Source organism: Aeoliella fuhlenseeensis (assembly GCF_052161615.1).
Classification (GTDB): Bacteria; Planctomycetota; Planctomycetia; order Pirellulales; family Lacipirellulaceae; genus Aeoliella.
In genome coordinates this window covers 3,147,218-3,162,743 of the sequence record NZ_CP197417.1, presented here as the reverse complement: position 1 = coordinate 3,162,743, position 15,526 = coordinate 3,147,218, and the positions used below count along the sequence as shown (strand labels likewise).

The window sequence follows — 15,526 nt, the reverse complement described above, 5'->3', positions numbered from 1 at the left end:
TAACCGTTGTCTCTGCGGTTGTCCTCAATTCGTTGAAACTCGCCACCCGTTCGGACCTGTCCGTTGAATCTTCAAGTCCAAGTTGTTCGCCAGTCTGCTGATCTGCCCGCGCTACGCGAGGCGTGGAACAGCTTGGATTCGGGCATCGTGTTTCGTTCCTACGATTGGCTCGTCACTTGGTGGGACCACTACCATCGATCGAAGCACGATTCGCTGTACGTCGTGGTCGTTCGCGACCACAACAACCAAGTGATTGCCATCGCCCCGTGGTACGCGCAGCGATCACGTGCACGTGGTGTCGTGCTGCGGTGGCTCGGCGGTGGCGAGGTGTGCAGCGACCACTTGAGCGTGCTGTGCGACCCCGCTACCCGCGTTCAAGCACTGGAGGCCATCGCCACCCATCTAGCGAAGGCCGATGACTGGAATCGGTTGGAGCTCGATGCGATCGACGACCAAGACGGGACCATGCAGGCACTCGCCAAACTGCTCGAAGGCCACGATTGTCGCGCAACGTGGGCGCCCGAAGGGCAGTGCTGGGCGATTGATTTGCCTGCGACCTGGGGCGAGTTCCTGGCGATGCAATCGAAGTCGCACCGCAAGCAGCTTCGCCAGGCCCACGACCGCGTGCTGCTCTCCGACCGGGTGCAGTGGCATCGTGTCGAGACTGATGATCAACTTCGCGAAGCGTGGCCGGTACTGGTGGATCTGCACCAGCGCCGTCGCAATAGCCTGGGCGAACCGGGCTGTTTCGCGTCGCCCCGTTTCGCTGCATTTCACCAAGTGGTGGCGGAGAAACTGCTCGCCAACGACCAACTTCGCTTGTCATGGCTCGAACTCGACGGCTCGCCGATCGCCGTGGAGTACCACTTCGCGGGCACGAAGGCGATCTACGCCTACCAGGGTGGACTCGATCCCGAGCGTCTTGCCGACGAACCAGGCCGGCTGTCGATGATCTTGTTCCTGCAAAACGCAATCGCCGAAGGACGCACGCAGCTTGACCTGCTGCGTGGCGACGAACCTTACAAACCCCACTGGCGTGCGACGCCTCGCGGAACGAGCCGGCTGCGAGTTTACTCGCCAAGCCACTCGTCGAACTGGCTCGCGCAAACGGCCGACTGGGCTGACTCGGTCGCTTCGGCCGTTAAAGCTGGCCTGCGTCCGCTCGTCTCGCCTACTCCCGCCTCGCACTCGTAAACTCGATTGGTTGTTGCTGTGAACACCGCCAAGCGACTACTGCTGAATACCTACTACCACGCCGTCGCGCCGTGGCGGACGACCATGGACCTGCTGCGCCGCGCGCGAAGTTGCGAGCCGGTACAGATCTTGTTCTACCACCGCGTCTCGGACGAGCACCCTAATCCCTGGACCATGGGGCGTAAGGCGTTCGCCGATCAAATGAACTGGCTATCGAGCCGATTCGACGTGGTGTCGCTCGCCGAAGCGCAGCGGCGCATCGTCCGTGGCAAGAACCACCGCCCGACGGCCGTGATTACGTTCGACGACGGTTACGCCGACAACATGGACTACGCGATACCCCTGCTCCTCGAACAGAAGCTGCCCTTCACGTATTTCGTGACCACCGGCAACGTGCTGTCGGGACAGCCATTTTCGCACGATGTGGAATTGGGCAAGCCCTTGGCGCCGAACACGCCGGCGGAGATTCGTTCGCTCGCCCGCGCTGGCGTGGAGCTGGGAGCTCATACCCGCACTCATGCCGACCTCGCCAAGGTCGATTCGCCTCAACTGGTCGACGAGATCGTCGGCTCGAAGCACGACCTTGAAGAGATGACTGGCCAAAGCGTGAAGTACTTCGCCTTCCCATTTGGCCAACCGCAGAATCTCACGGCCGAAGGCTTCCAGGTCGCCCGCGATGCCGGGTTTGCGGGAGTTTGCACGGCCTACGGGGGCTACAACTTCCCGGGCCGCGACGCGTTTCACCTCGAACGCTTCCACGCCGACCCCGAGTTCATTCGCTTCAAGCACTGGCTGAGCGTCGATGGCGTAAAGCAGATGACCAGCCCCACGTTTAATCCGGGCGTGCCTCCCGCTACGAACGTGGCGACCACCAAACCGGCATGGAGTGCGTAGGTCAAACGATGGCCAAGGACTCCAATTTCCGAACGTCGCCCATCCGGCCCGATACGCTCCTGGCGAGCGTGGCGGTGCTGCTGGTGGTGAACCTCGTGCAGCGAAGCATTGGCTTCGGCCGCGGGGTGTTGTTTTGCCGATGGCTTGAGCCCGACGCCCTTGGCGTGTGGGACATGGCCTATGGATTTCTGCTGCTCGCAGCACCGGTGGCCGTGCTCGGTCTTCCCGGCTCGTTTGGGCGTTACCTCGAACGCTTCCGCCAGCGCGGCCAGCTGCAGACGTTCATGATCCGTACCACCGTGTGGACCGTCACTCTTACCGGTCTGACGGTAGGAGCGATGATTCTGTTCCGTCCGCAGTTCGCGTGGCTCGTGTTTGGCGACTCGTCGAAGGGATCGCTCATGGCACTGGTGGCCGTGGTCCTGGCGGCTGTCATCTTGCACCACTTCCTCGAAGCCGTGTTCGCGGGCCTTCGCGTCTTCCGCGTGGTGTCGGCAATGCAGTTTATCCAGAGCATGTTGTTCGCCGCGCTCTCGCTCACGCTGCTGTTGGTCTGGCGGACCGATTCATGGAGCATCATCGCCGCGTACGGCACCGCCTGTTTGTTTTCCGCGGCGGCGGTGCTTGTGTGGTCGCGCCGAATTGACTGGAAAACGGTCGAAGAAACCGAAGCCGAGCCGCACAGTACGTTCTGGCCACCGCTGTTGCGATTCGCCGTGTGGGTGTGGGCGACCAATTTGCTGTCGAACCTGTTTGCCGTGATCGATCGCTTCATGGTGATTCATTACGCCGGTCTCCAAGAGCACGAAGCCCTGGTGTTGGTAGGCAACTACCACACCAGCATGCTCGTGCCGATGATCCTGGTATCGGTCGCCAACCTGCTGGTCGGCGCGATCACGCCCCATCTAAGCCACGACTGGGAAACCGGTAATCGCGACGCGGTGTCGTCGCAGTTGCGTTTGACCTTGAAGTTCGGTGCCGTGGGCATGTTCGCTCTGGGCATCGGCGTCTTGCTGTTTACTCCCGTGCTGTTCCACCTCGCGTTCGGCGGCAAGTACGACGAAGGTCTCTACGTCCTGCCCTGGGCGCTAGCCTCGTGCGTGTGGTTTAGCCTGCTGCTGGTTTCGCAAACCTACGTCTGGTGTGCCGAAAAGACTCGGCACGCGACGATTCCACTTGCGATTGGCCTGGGTGGCAACGTTGCGCTCAACTTCATGCTGCTGCCACTTCTGGGACTGCAAGGTGCCGTCATGGCGACGGCGCTCGCCACCATGGCGGCGATGGTCGCGCAGCTGATCGTCAACTGGCGCCTCGATATGCGGCTCGACCGGGGCAGCATGCTGATTGTGCTGTTGCCCTTTGGTCTGTCGCAAGGCACCAGCATCGCCATCGCCTGCGGCGCGGTGGTTGCCTTCGTGTGTGTGTTTACCCCTTGGATTTTCTCTAACGAAGAGCGGGAGAACATTGTCCGTGTGGCTCGCGATCGTGTTGGTCGCTGGTTCCCCGGCATGCGTTCGCCCCTTGCCCGTGAAGCCTGACAAACCATGCCCGACTCCACGATACGTACTGCACCGCTACGGACTTTGTTCCTAGTGACTTCGATGCCCGTTGGTGGCGCGGAGACGCTGTTGGTGAATCTCGTTCGCCGGTTGGACCGCGACCGCGTGGTCCCTGAGATCTGCTGCCTAAAAGAACGCGGCCCGCTCGGCGAGATGCTCGCCGGCGAGATCCCCGTCCACGCCGAGTTCATCGAAAAGAAGTCCGACTTCCGCGTCGTCGGCCGGCTAGCGCGATTGATGCGCGATCGCAAAATCGACGCCGTGGTGACCGTCGGAGCAGGCGATAAGATGTTCTGGGGACGCATTGCCGCGTGGTGGGCGGGCGTGCCGGTGGTTTGCTCGGCGCTACATAGCACGGGCTGGCCCGATGGCGTGGGGCGGCTCAATCGGTTGCTTACGCCGATCACCGATGCGTTTATCGGCGTCGCCGAACGCCACGGACGGTTTCTGGTCGAGTGCGAACGCTTTCCGCAAACCAAAGTCGCCGTGATACCTAATGGCGTCGACACCGATCGCTTCGCGCCAGGGATCGACGTGGAGCAACTGCGACACGAACTCGGCATTCCCCACGCCGCGCCAGTGGCCGTGATCGTCGCAGCGCTGCGGCCCGAGAAGAATCACGAGCTGTTCCTCGAAGTCGCCCTGCGCGTCACCCGGCAAGTTCCCGAGGCCAGGTTCCTGGTGGTCGGCGATGGGCCGGAGCGCGAGCGGCTCGAAACTCGTGCCCGCCAACTTTCGCTCGCCGACTGCCTGACGTTTCTTGGCACGCGAAGTGACATTCCGGCGCTGTTGAACGTCGCCGATGTCAACGTTCTCACTTCCGACAACGAGGCGAACCCCGTTTCGATTCTCGAAGCGATGAGCTGCGCGACCCCCACCGTGGCGACCAACGTTGGCTCGGTCAGCGAATCGGTCCTCGAAGGCCACACGGGCTACGTCGCTCCGCCCGGCGACGCCGACCGTCTGGCGGGATGGGTGGTTGAGCTCATGAATAACCCGCTCCGTCGCGAGCGGATGGGGAGCGCCGCTCGGCAGATGGTGGTCGAGCGATGGTCGCTCGATGCCATGGTCCACGGGTACGAAGACCTGATTGCGGGCCTCTACGAGAAGAAAACCGGCGTGGTGCTCGACTTCCCCGAGCGGCTGCCGGAGATAGCAAACACGCTCGAAGTGGCCGCCAAACCGGAACCTGAGCCGGAAATGGAAGCACTGGAACCGGCACTCGCGTAACGGATCGACCCTCGCACACTCGCGAAGCGTGGCGGCGGCGATCATAATGGAGGCTGCAACTTTGGAGCCCTCCCACGATTCACTACCTGTCCGCATGCTGGCATGATCACCGAAGCCATCCTCACCACCACCGCGCGACTATTGAGCGGCGCGAGCGTGCGTTGGGTGGATAGCCAGCCCGACACGTGCCAGCGTGTGTACTTCGCCAACCACACGAGCCACCTCGACGTGGTGCTTGTCTGGTCGGCACTTCCACACGAGGTCCGTAAGCTCACCCGTCCCGCGGCGGCTAAGGACTACTGGAGCCGCGGCATCGTCCGGCCGTACATCGCGAAGATTTACAACGCGATGCTCATCGACCGCAAAGAGATCAAGGTCCACCAAAGCCCCGTGGACATCATGATCCGCGAGATCGGGCGGACCTACTCGGTGATCATCTTCCCCGAAGGGGGACGTTCGAGCGGCGAGACGGTGGGCGAGTTCAAGAGCGGCCTCTACTACCTGGCCAAGAAACGCCCCGACCTTGAGCTGATCCCCGTTTACATCGACAACATGAACCGCATCCTGCCGCGAGGCGAGTTCCTGCCTGTACCACTGCTGTCCACCGTGACGTTCGGCCCACCCTTGTGGTTAGAGGCTGGAGAAACGAAGAATGAGTTTCTCGACCGTGCACGGGCGGCGGTGCTGAAGCTGCGCGAACGAGAAAATTAGGCAACCTAGATTCCTCGGTCGCAGAACTCCCGTCGGAATGACACCACTTCACCAGTCCACTCCATGACTCCCATCCAACTCAACTGGGCCCTCGCCGGCACCATCGTCGCTTTCTTGAGCGCGGCGACGGTGCTTGGTCAGCTATTGGCCAGGCAGCCGCAGTTGGGTATCAATCCGGCGGCCGTCAACGCCTTCAACGGCCGGCTTCGGGCGTGGTGGATCATTTGCTGTTTGCTGGCCGTGGCGTTCCTCAGCCGCGGCCTCACCGTCGTGCTGTTCGGCCTGATTAGCTTCTGGGCACTACGCGAGTTCATCACGCTCACCCCCACTCGGCATGGCGACCATCGCGCGCTGTTCTGGGTGTTCTTTTTCTTCACGCCGCTGCACTACGTGCTGGTGGGGTACGATCGCTACGACATCTACAGCATCCTGATCCCGGTATTCGGGTTCCTGTTCATTCCGCTACGCGTCGCCATCGCTGGCGATACCAAACGATTCCTCGAACGCGTCGCCAAGATCCAATCGGGTTTGCTCGTTTGCGTTTACTGCCTTGGCTTCGCGCCGGCCATTTTGTACCTGAACTACGGCGACTACAGCGATCGCTCGCGACTGTTATTCTTCCTGGTGATCATGTCGCTGGTGAGCGAAGCCCTGATGTTCGCCTGGGACCGCCTCTACGGCCGCAACGTCATTTCGCCCAATGTTAGTGGCACACGAACTTGGGAAGGCATGCTCGGTGGCGCAGCGAGCACCGCCCTTGTCGGCATGACGTACCACCTGTTCTTCCAGCCGTTCCACGAGCTGTGGCACACCGCCCTCGTGAGCATGCTGATCGCGGTGATGGGCTTTGCGGGTGCAATGACCATGTCGGCCATCAAGCGCGATCGCGGCGTCCGCGACTTCGGCACGCTAGTCGAAGGCCACGGCGGCGTCCTCGACCGCATCGACGCCATCTGCTTCGCCGCCCCCGTGTTCTACCACGTGGCAAAGCTGCTGCTGGTGGACTGATACCGACAAACTCGCGCCGACGGCCCGCTATTTTCCAGGCGTTCAAATGCATTTGGTTGTAGGATCGGGAGCTCCCATTTAGAATGAGTGAATCCATGCTATTTGGAAGTCCGGAACATTGAGGCGTCTGTGGGTATGCGGTTCTCTTATCGAAGTCTTCTATCGCTAGTTGCGACGCTGGCCTCTCTTTGTGCGGTCGGTCGCGCTGATGAGTTTCGCAGCTTCCATGTGGGGAATTCGCTGACGGCCGATACTTGGGTAACTGCATTCCCGAACCGTCCCCTCCATGACGAAGTCGGCTGGCATATCAAGTGTGCTTCGGCCCTGTCCAACATGCTGGCGAATCCTCAGAGCGTTTGTGCCGATCCGTCGAGTTTCGGGTACTTTACGCAGGCGCTTGCGAATAATGAGTGGGATGTTGTTACGCTCCAGCCCTACACGGGATATAGCAATGCGACGGAGATTCAGTCCTTCGTTACCATGGCGCAGATGACCAACGATGACGCCGAGATTCTGATGTACGCAACTTGGCCATGGGAGGCCGACCAAGCGAGCGGATTTCGAGAAGAGTGGTATGCCGACCCCGATGCGGTTTACGAAGACTCCGGCGACATGGTACATCGACGTTCATGGTATGAATATGCGCTGGCTGAGGTTCGCGAGGATCTGCCTGGGCGACGAGTAAACTTAGTCCCAGTCGGCGATGTATGGGCTGCCTTAGATCGAAAGTTTGAGGAGGGGGCGTACCCGGGCATTAGCGACGCTGGTGACCTATATCGTGATACTAGGCATGCTAATAACGTGGGCCGTTACGTCGCTCAGACGACAATGTGGGCGGTGATGCACAAGCAGAATCCCGTCCTCTACCCAGAACTACAGAATGGGTTTTGGCCTTCAACACCGGGAACACATGGCCGCGACATAATGCCGACCGCTTTACTTGGGCAGTTGGTGCGCGAAACTGTTTGGGAAGTTGTCTCAAATGACCCATTGACTGGAATCGAGTCTTCGCCCGGCGACTTCAACCGCGATGGCATTGTCAATCTCGCCGACTACACCGTGTGGCGGGATGGGCTAGGAAGCCAGTTCGACGCGGCCGACTACGAAGTCTGGAAGGCCAACTACGGAATGTCCACCGGGCTATCCACTGGTATCGCGGCGGGGTCCACCAGCGCGGCCTCGGTCCCCGAGCCGGCAAGCGCTGCCATTGCGCTGCTCGCAATAATGACAGCAGGTGCCGTCGCTCGCAAAGTGAGCCGGGTGGTCCCCGACCCCGGACTCTAGAAGTTCCCCAAGCGCTCCACGCGATTTCTTGTGGGACGGCTCTCCTAGCCCGATGCCGCAACGTAGAAATCGGCCTCGGAGAGGCCTCCCACAGTCTTTCCAATTACCAGAACGTATCGCCGCAAGCTCGGAGCGAGCGGGGCCCGTTGGGGCCGTGGCAACTTCACGAAGCTCTCTGGCAATCTACCGCCAGTAAGTCTTCTCGGCACCCGCGGGCGGAGCGTCGACATAAGCCGGGGCTTGGCCTTCGGCGCGGCGGACAACTTGGCCTTGCTGATCACGGACAACCTTTAGGTACGCCGACTCGTGGCTTGTTGTCGCAACCGAATCAGCCGGCGTGATCGGCGGCTGAGGGGTTGCTGGCACGGCGTTGTTGCTCGCCAGCATCACCTGGCCGCCTTGCATCTCGCCCGGCAGTTCGGGACGGTTTTGCTTTACCCAATTCAGCCAGTCGTTTTGCAGAGCGTACAGGCTGTCGTGGCCGTAGTGTTGCTTCACCGCGCGGGGCCAGTTCTCGTCGGCCATGCCATCGGCAATGAACTCCAGGAACTTCGCCTGACCGTAGGTGCCGATCAAGTACCGCGTCAGCGAATGACCCTGAGCGTAAAGTGGCAGCACGTCCTGGGGGTACTCCTTCATCGCAAACATGCTGGCGAACGGAATCCCCTTGCCGGTCTTCAGGAAGCGAATGAGCAAATCTTCTTGCTTGGCAATTTCGCTCTTATGTTCCACCGTGGTGCAAGCACCCTCGTCGGCCCAACGGGGCAGGGGTTGGCGGAAGTGGCAGGCAAAGATCGTGTGCGTAATCTCGTGCGGCAGCACCGAATCGAGCACTCGCTCGCGTGAGCCGGTGACCGTCATGTTCCAGTCGAAGACTTCGCCGCGATCGAACACAAACGTCGTCACGCCGCCGGCACCCATGTGAGGTGCCACGTCGGCCTTGATCGGACAAGCACGGGACCACGGCGGCATCTCTTGACCAAGCCATTTGATCGCCAGTTCGCGGCGCCAGTACTCGGCCGTGTCGCCAATCTCCTTCGCCAATTCGGGCGTCGGAGCTTGAATGATGAAGTTCGTGGTCTGATAGCGTGCGGCATCGGCCACGGACGCAAGAAGGCACAGCACCAAGGCACTGATAGCAAGAGTAGCGGGCGCGGTGGCCGTGTACTTCGAGCGAGCTTCCATGCTTCACTCCAGGTTCGCGGTGGGTAACAGCGGGCGACGCGGGCTGCATGCTAGCATCGGTCGAGCACCTTCTCGACGTGGGGCAACGTACCAAAACCGTGCCCACCGCCCTAGAGCGATTTCCGACATGCCTTGCCCAGTTTCTCGCCTGTGAAGTCGTCCCGACATCACTGTGTCATCGCGCTCGAACCTTTCGAGCCGACGCGATCAACATAGTACATCACTACGCAGCACGCACGGGTTTTTCTCGCCGCTAGCTGAAAAAAGTTCGTACGGATTTCTGAACTGGTCGAGTGGGAACCAACCTCGGCGAGCCGGAAGCGTCGGTGCCCGGAGTGCAAGCAAGCGACCACTCCAGCGGCACTTTGGATGATAGAAAAGATACACGGCTGCGGCTCGCCCCGCAGCGGGAACCCATCGGGACATGAGAAAGTGTCACCAATTGCTAAGGGAAGCAAACAAAACCTCCCGCCGTCACCCCAGCGCCTCGCCCACCACCCGCATCGTATCCGCCTGCAGCTTCTCCACCCGCGCCCTGGCTACGGCCGCCTTCTCCTTTGCCCACGCCGGCTCTTGAGCGATCCGCAACACCGCCGGCGCGATCCTCGCCACCTCCTCGGGCTTGTCCAGGTCGAACAGCCAATCCTCCAGCCCGATGTCACGCCACATGAACCCTTTGCTCGTTTGCTCCTGCGAACGACAAACGATCGCCGGCACGCCCGAGCCGATGCACATGATCGGGCTGTGCATCTCATGCCCGAACAACCCCGCGCTCTGCAGGTACACGCTCCTGGCCTCGCCCGTCAGCCAGTAGTCGGGCCGCCACGCCACTTTCGCACGAACCTCTTCCGGAAGTTGGTCATAAATCGCACTCTTGCCCAGCTCCATCTGCGTCTGATCTTCCGGACAGAGTAGCACCTTCATATCGGCTTGCGTGACGACCGCTACGATTGCCTCGATGAGCGGCGCATGATCGCTCGCGACGTGCCGCTGGTTGTACTCATGCTTGCGCGGATCGAACGGGGCCTTCTTCTCCGGAATGCTCCAATACGGCGTGTAACGGTGGCGAGGGATACAGCACAAAAACTTCCCGCGCTCGAGCCCATGCCGAGCGAGAAACTCGGCGGCGCGCTCCTCGTCGGTCAGGTCGACGGCAAACGCTCCGTCGGGAGCAAACCCCATGATCGGCGCCCGGCACCCTTTCGACTTCGCCAGCTCCAGCGACACTGAGTCGCGAAAGTAGACGAACCGCGCACCACTCAAGGCTCCGATGGTTCGAGCAAGCGCCTCCTCCGACTGCGGTCGAAGGGAGTAATTCGTCTCCGAGAACGTAATCCCATACACGCCGTACGGCTTGCCGGTCACCTCGGCCCAATGCAGCACGTCCCGCTCCGCAACGAGCGACGGCCCCGAGCCATGCAGCAGGAAGTCGCACTCCGCCATCGCCCGCTGCTTCTCGGCATCGGTCTTCAAAATGGCCACGTTCGGAAACCGGGCCCTCAAAATCTGCTCGACGCCGTTACCGACGCTCGAAGGCCATAGCCGCACTTCGACCTCCGGCAGGTGTTCCTCCAGCAGTCGCAATACGCCCGGCGTGTGAGCGATGTCCCCAATGTTCACCGTCTGCCACGACGACCGCAAAACCAACCGCGGCCTGCGCCCCTCGGCTGCGGACACCGTTGTCGCAACAGCCGCACAGGCCGAAGCTGCAAGAAACGACCGGCGGGAAAGCTCAGAGCGTGGCGAAACATTCATGGCAATTAGCAGCGCGACTAGCGCCCGAGGTTAGGGGGGCAGGAGAAGCAGGTCGTATTGCTCGCGACAAGGCAAGACATCGAATCCTCCGACACGCGGTGTCGCCGGGTCTAGAGGCAGGAACACTTCAGCAGCAGCTATTCTAGGCAGCCCCGACGCCGAAAAGTACAACCTACCAGTAACTCGCGCGTTCGTAAGCGACACCGTCCTCCTTGCTGTACCAGATGGTGAAGCCGGCTCCATTGGGGGCGGTGGGACTTTGGAACTCTACTGGATTGGTGAGAGGCGGCCACTCTTTTGGATCGTCGAGGAAGGGATGAGATCGCGAAATTCTCTGTTTCGATTCTTGATACTCCGCCCGCGAGAAAGTGGAACCGTCGCCGTACTCATCCCATAGCGATTCAAGATAGCGATCCAAGGCGGATTCGCTAATTCGAAACTTCGCGTCGAATCCCTGCATGTGCTTGCGGACCCGGATGTCGGTCGCGGCAGGGGGTAAGTATCGCTCCACACGAACGTCGTCGACGTCACCAAACGTCGCGTACTGAAAGGTTCCGAACCGAACCGAGTCCAATACCGTCATGATGCCGGTGCAAGACGGTATGAAGGCCAAGGCTACGACCAACAGTACCCACCAGAACGTCGCAGTCCGCTTACGCTTCAGCAGCGGGGCAGTAGCGACCGCTAGCAGGCCAAGCCCGAACAGGATGGCGGCGGTCCATTGAATAGGAAGGACGAGTGGCCAAAACATAGGGGTCTATTCTAATTCGTTCTCGCGAAGTCGAGACAGCGCTCCAGCATTCCGCTTTTCCCTCTCCAGACTCCACAAAATACCATTTCAAAATCTTTTCAGAATGTGACTAGAAAGTACTCACCAGCTTGATCTAATGGAGGAAAGTACACCGTTCGAGCTTACGAAGGGTGGTACAAGGAGGTGGCTTCGGCAACCTCCAAATGGCGGCGGAAGGTGGTTTTGTCGCACCCCCTGCGACAAAACGTTTGGCATCGCGCCTCGCCAGCATCGCGTAAAGCGTTGCGGGCGAAGGAGTAACGAAAAGTCGAACACCGGGACGAAAAAGCGTAAAGTCGCAGTCAATCAATTTCTGGACAAAACACACTCCCTCGCCTAACCTGCCGCGATTGCGCTACCCAGTCAGCCGAGTGCTGAGAGGGCGACACAGAACAAACTCAACGAACGCTTGTGTGCGTTTTTCAAGGACCAGGAGGTTATTCGAAATGGCGACCGCAGCACCAAAAAAAGTCTCGCAACCGAAAGTCAGCCAGACCACTTGCTTTATCGATGGCCAGTGGGTTCCGGCCGCCAGTGGCAAGACGTTCGAAACCATCAACCCCGCGACCGAAGAGGTCATCTGCGAAGTCGCCGAGGGAGATAAGGCCGATGTCGACAAGGCGGTGAAGGCGGCTCGGGCTCAGTTCGACGATGGCGAGTGGTCGCGGATGGACGCACGCGATCGCGGACGCTTGATGTACAAGCTGGCTGACCTCATCGAGGCCGAGGCCGACGAGCTCGCGGCTCTCGAAACGCTCGACAACGGTAAGCCGATCAGCGACTCGCGCAACGCCGACATCCCGCTGGTGATCGACTGCATTCGCTACTACGCAGGTTGGGCCGACAAGATTCAAGGCGACACCATTCCGATCCGCGGCGACTACCTGTGCTACACCCGCCGCGAACCGGTGGGCGTCGTAGGGCAGATCATTCCCTGGAACTTCCCGGCGCTGATGGCCGCGTGGAAGTGGGGCCCGGCACTTGCGACCGGCTGCACCATCGTCATGAAGCCCGCCGAGCAAACGCCGCTCACCTGCCTGCGAATGGCCCGTCTCGCCCAAAAGGCCGGCATTCCCGATGGCGTGATCAACGTCGTCCCAGGTTACGGTCCGACCGCGGGTGCCGCGATTGTCGCTCATCCTGGAGTCGATAAGATCGCATTCACAGGCGAAGGCTCCACCGCGAAGATTATTCAGCGCACCGCGCTCGAAACGATGAAGCGGGTGACTTTTGAACTCGGTGGCAAGAGTCCCAACGTGATCTTCGCCGACGCCGACCTCGACAAGGCCATCGCCGGGGCGCACTTCGCGCTGTATTTCAACCAGGGCCAGTGCTGCTGTGCTGGAAGCCGATTGTTCGTTGAGGACCGCGTGTACGACGACGTGGTCGACCGCATCGCCGAGTACAACGCGGGCCATCCTGTGGGCGATCCATTTGATCCTGAGACTAAGCAAGGTCCGCAGGTCGATCAGGCTCAGTTCGACAAGATCATGCAGTACGTCGAGTACGGCAAGCAGGACGGAGCAAGCTGCATCACCGGTGGCAACCGCGTGGGCGATCGGGGTTACTTCATCGAGCCAACGCTGTTCGCCGGAGTGACAGACGACATGCGAATCGCCCGCGAGGAAATTTTCGGCCCCGTGCTGAGCGTGCTGAAGTTCAGCGATGTCGACGAGCTCATTCACCGGGCGAACAACACCAACTTCGGACTCGCCGCCGCGGTCTGGACCCGCGACATCGGCAAGGCCCACCGGTTTGCCGCCAAGGTCCGCGCTGGTACGGTTTGGGTGAATTGTTACGACGTTTTCGACGCCGCGGCCCCGTTTGGTGGCTTTAAAGAGAGCGGAATCGGCCGGGAATTGGGCGAAGCGGGTCTGGCAGCCTACACTGAGAATAAGACCGTCACGCTGGCCCTGGGCTAGTCGTGCGGGGGCTTAGCGAAGGTGCGTCGACTTTTGGACCACCCGTCGCGTGTCCGCCGAGCGGTACGTCACGAGTTGATTCAACGAGAAAACGCATCATGCCGATGCAGCGCAAATTCACCCCGAAACAAGTCGCCCAGGCCCTGGGGGTCAGCGAGTCGTCCATCAAACGATGGGTCGACAGCGGGAAGCTCGAAGCCGTGAAAACGGCCGGAGGTCACCGCAAGCTGCCCTTGGCTGCCGTGGTGAAGCTCGCGCGCGAGCAGGGGTACGCGATCGTCCGGCCCGAACTGCTCGGCCTCGCCGCCGAGCACGTGAAGTGCCGGCTGGAGGACGCGTGCGAACCGCTGGTGGAGACGCTGGCCGCCGGCGACGAGTCGGCGAGTCAGGCGATCATCGAGCCGCTATACCACGCTGGGCACTCGATGGTCGAAATCGCGGACCAAGTGATCGCACCCGTCTTTCACGAGATTGGTCATCGTTGGGCTCGCGGTGAGTTCAGCGTGCATCAGGAGCGGCGGGCGTGCGAGATCGCGATCGCGACGTTGCATAACCTCCGCCGCATGCTGCCCCTCCCCGAACCAGGAGCACCGCGAGCGATCGTCACCACCCCGTCGGATGATCACGCGGAACTTCCTTCGCGACTGGCGGAGCTCGTACTACGCGAGAAAGGGTGGGACGCCAGGGTCCTAGGTATTTCGCTACCTCTGGACGAGATTCGCGCAGCGGTTGAGAAGAACCCACCGGACTTGGCGTTGTTGAGTGCTACTCACCTCGACAACGCGAACGTGTTCGTCACTCAAGCCAACAACGACCTATTCATCCCGACCGCTGGACTCACTCGTTGGATTGTTGGTGGCCAGGCGTTTGGTAGCGAGCTTCAACCTTTGATCGCATGTCACCATTTCAGCCGCTCGATGCACAGTCTTGCGAAGCTCGCAGATGAATACGTGAGCGAGCTGCACGCCCAAGGTGAGGCGAACTAGCTCGTCTTGAACTTGTCGAGCATCCGACCCGGCGAGCCCATGATGTTGTAGCCGGCGTCGAGGTGCAGGATCTCGCCGGTGACGCCGCTCGACATCTCGGAGAGCAGAAATGCACCGCACTTGCCCGCTTCGTCGTGCGTCACGTTACGTCCCAGCGGAGCCACCGCCTCGTACAACCCGAGCATCTCGTCGACGCCCGCTCCGCGGCCACTGATGGTCTGTAGCGGACCGGCGCTCAGAGCGTTCACGCGAACACCTGCCGCACCCAGGTCAAACGCCAAGTACTTCACAATCGAGTCGAGCGTTGCTTTGCATACGCCCATGATGTTGTAGCCCGGTACCGCCTTCTCGCCACCAAAATAGGTGAGCGTCAAAACGGTGCTACCTTCGTGCAACAGTGGACGGGCTGCATTCGCGAGCGCCAGCAGGCTGTACGCACTGATTTCCATCGCGATGCGAAAGCCTTCGCGGCTGCACTCGACGGTGTCTTTTTTCAGGTCTTCAGGGGGAGCAAACGCAATGGAGTGCAGCAGGAAGTCGAGCTTGCCCAGTTTGTCCTTGGCGACACCCATGAGGTTGGCGATTTGCTCGTCTTTGGTTACGTCCATGGGCTGGAGGAACGCGACACTCGGGTTGCCTTCGGTAAGCTTCTGGATGCGATTTAGATTCTTCTGACGCTCGTCGTCCGGCTTGTCGGGCATGTAGGAGAAGCCGCACGTGCCGCCGTTCTCCATGATCTTTTCGGCGATCGCCCAGGCGATGGACTGCTTGTTGAACACGCCGGTAATGAGGCCACGCTTTCCTTCAAACATCACGCTATCCGTTCCAGGAGGAGTTGGGTCACAAGCCGGCGGCCCGCGCCGCACCGCCCCCAAAGTACCAATCGATGCCCTGCGGCGTAAACCCCCACTAGGGCCGCATTTGGGTTTCCCTAACTGGTCGCAGCGCCATCAGAATTGTTCGCGCCACAGTTGCAAAACCGCGTCACTTCGTTAGTCTGTACCCATA

At 60.7% G+C, this 15,526-nt stretch carries 13 protein-coding genes; 9 read left to right on the top strand and 4 right to left on the bottom strand.

Annotated elements, in window-relative coordinates:
* The first annotated feature begins 63 nt into the window (after positions 1-63).
* From SH292x_RS12525 to SH292x_RS12495, 7 genes are all read left to right on the top strand, one after another.
* Positions 64-1,194, top strand: coding sequence for a GNAT family N-acetyltransferase (locus SH292x_RS12525; RefSeq protein ID WP_442481340.1), 1,131 nt, complete (start codon positions 64-66; stop codon positions 1,192-1,194).
* Positions 1,195-1,212: 18 nt separating this feature from the next.
* Positions 1,213-2,088, top strand: coding sequence for a polysaccharide deacetylase family protein (locus SH292x_RS12520; RefSeq protein ID WP_442481339.1), 876 nt, complete (start codon positions 1,213-1,215; stop codon positions 2,086-2,088).
* An 8-nt stretch (positions 2,089-2,096) separates the two neighbouring features.
* Positions 2,097-3,626, top strand: a complete 1,530-nt coding sequence (locus SH292x_RS12515; protein ID WP_442481338.1) for a lipopolysaccharide biosynthesis protein — start codon at positions 2,097-2,099, stop codon at positions 3,624-3,626.
* Positions 3,627-3,632: 6 nt separating this feature from the next.
* Positions 3,633-4,877 carry a glycosyltransferase gene (locus SH292x_RS12510; protein ID WP_442481337.1) on the top strand — a complete coding sequence of 415 codons (1,245 nt, stop codon included), beginning with the start codon at positions 3,633-3,635 and terminating at the stop codon, positions 4,875-4,877.
* A gap of 102 nt (positions 4,878-4,979) precedes the next feature.
* Entirely contained in the window at positions 4,980-5,588 is a 609-nt protein-coding gene (locus tag SH292x_RS12505; RefSeq protein WP_442481336.1) for a lysophospholipid acyltransferase family protein, read from the top strand.
* A gap of 63 nt (positions 5,589-5,651) precedes the next feature.
* Positions 5,652-6,596, top strand: a complete 945-nt coding sequence (locus tag SH292x_RS12500) for a phosphatidate cytidylyltransferase (protein WP_442481335.1) — start codon at positions 5,652-5,654, stop codon at positions 6,594-6,596.
* Positions 6,597-6,731: 135 nt separating this feature from the next.
* Positions 6,732-7,880, top strand: coding sequence for a hypothetical protein (locus SH292x_RS12495; RefSeq protein WP_442481334.1), 1,149 nt, complete (start codon positions 6,732-6,734; stop codon positions 7,878-7,880).
* A 183-nt stretch (positions 7,881-8,063) separates the two neighbouring features.
* On the opposite strand, the gene SH292x_RS12490 is transcribed toward SH292x_RS12495, so the two are convergent.
* From SH292x_RS12490 to SH292x_RS12480, 3 genes are all read right to left on the bottom strand, one after another.
* Positions 8,064-9,065 (bottom strand): hypothetical protein, encoded by a 1,002-nt coding sequence (locus SH292x_RS12490; RefSeq protein ID WP_442481333.1) that lies wholly within the window; start codon positions 9,063-9,065, stop codon positions 8,064-8,066.
* 474 nt (positions 9,066-9,539) lie between these two features.
* The gene (locus SH292x_RS12485) at positions 9,540-10,742 is read right to left on the bottom strand and encodes a polysaccharide pyruvyl transferase family protein (protein ID WP_442481332.1); all 1,203 of its coding nucleotides are present in this window, start codon (positions 10,740-10,742) and stop codon (positions 9,540-9,542) included.
* 250 nt (positions 10,743-10,992) lie between these two features.
* Positions 10,993-11,571, bottom strand: coding sequence for a hypothetical protein (locus SH292x_RS12480; RefSeq protein WP_442481331.1), 579 nt, complete (start codon positions 11,569-11,571; stop codon positions 10,993-10,995).
* 485 nt (positions 11,572-12,056) lie between these two features.
* On the opposite strand from SH292x_RS12480, the gene SH292x_RS12475 reads away from it, so the two are divergent.
* Both SH292x_RS12475 and SH292x_RS12470 read left to right on the top strand, forming a co-directional pair.
* Positions 12,057-13,532, top strand: coding sequence for an aldehyde dehydrogenase family protein (locus tag SH292x_RS12475; RefSeq protein WP_442481330.1), 1,476 nt, complete (start codon positions 12,057-12,059; stop codon positions 13,530-13,532).
* A gap of 98 nt (positions 13,533-13,630) precedes the next feature.
* A complete protein-coding gene (locus SH292x_RS12470; RefSeq protein WP_442481329.1) occupies positions 13,631-14,518 on the top strand; it encodes a helix-turn-helix domain-containing protein in 888 nt (295 codons plus the stop codon).
* Here the strand turns inward: SH292x_RS12470 and SH292x_RS12465 are convergent.
* On the bottom strand, positions 14,515-15,333 hold the full coding sequence (locus tag SH292x_RS12465) for an enoyl-ACP reductase FabI (protein WP_442481328.1): 819 nt from the start codon (positions 15,331-15,333) through the stop codon (positions 14,515-14,517). The two genes, SH292x_RS12470 and SH292x_RS12465, sit on opposite strands and share 4 nt — an antisense overlap.
* Between the last annotated feature and the right edge of the window lie 193 nt (positions 15,334-15,526).

Bases quoted from the DNA above. Each gene is read 5' to 3' on its own strand.
- SH292x_RS12490 (WP_442481333.1), bottom strand. From the start codon at position 9,065: ATGGAAGCTCGCTCGAAGTACACGGCCACCGCGCCCGCTACTCTTGCT.
- SH292x_RS12515 (WP_442481338.1), top strand. From the start codon at position 2,097: ATGGCCAAGGACTCCAATTTCCGAACGTCGCCCATCCGGCCCGATACG.
- SH292x_RS12495 (WP_442481334.1), top strand. From the start codon at position 6,732: ATGCGGTTCTCTTATCGAAGTCTTCTATCGCTAGTTGCGACGCTGGCC.
- SH292x_RS12470 (WP_442481329.1), top strand. From the start codon at position 13,631: ATGCCGATGCAGCGCAAATTCACCCCGAAACAAGTCGCCCAGGCCCTG.
- SH292x_RS12480 (WP_442481331.1), bottom strand. From the start codon at position 11,571: ATGTTTTGGCCACTCGTCCTTCCTATTCAATGGACCGCCGCCATCCTG.
- SH292x_RS12510 (WP_442481337.1), top strand. From the start codon at position 3,633: ATGCCCGACTCCACGATACGTACTGCACCGCTACGGACTTTGTTCCTA.
- SH292x_RS12500 (WP_442481335.1), top strand. From the start codon at position 5,652: ATGACTCCCATCCAACTCAACTGGGCCCTCGCCGGCACCATCGTCGCT.
- SH292x_RS12475 (WP_442481330.1), top strand. From the start codon at position 12,057: ATGGCGACCGCAGCACCAAAAAAAGTCTCGCAACCGAAAGTCAGCCAG.
- SH292x_RS12505 (WP_442481336.1), top strand. From the start codon at position 4,980: ATGATCACCGAAGCCATCCTCACCACCACCGCGCGACTATTGAGCGGC.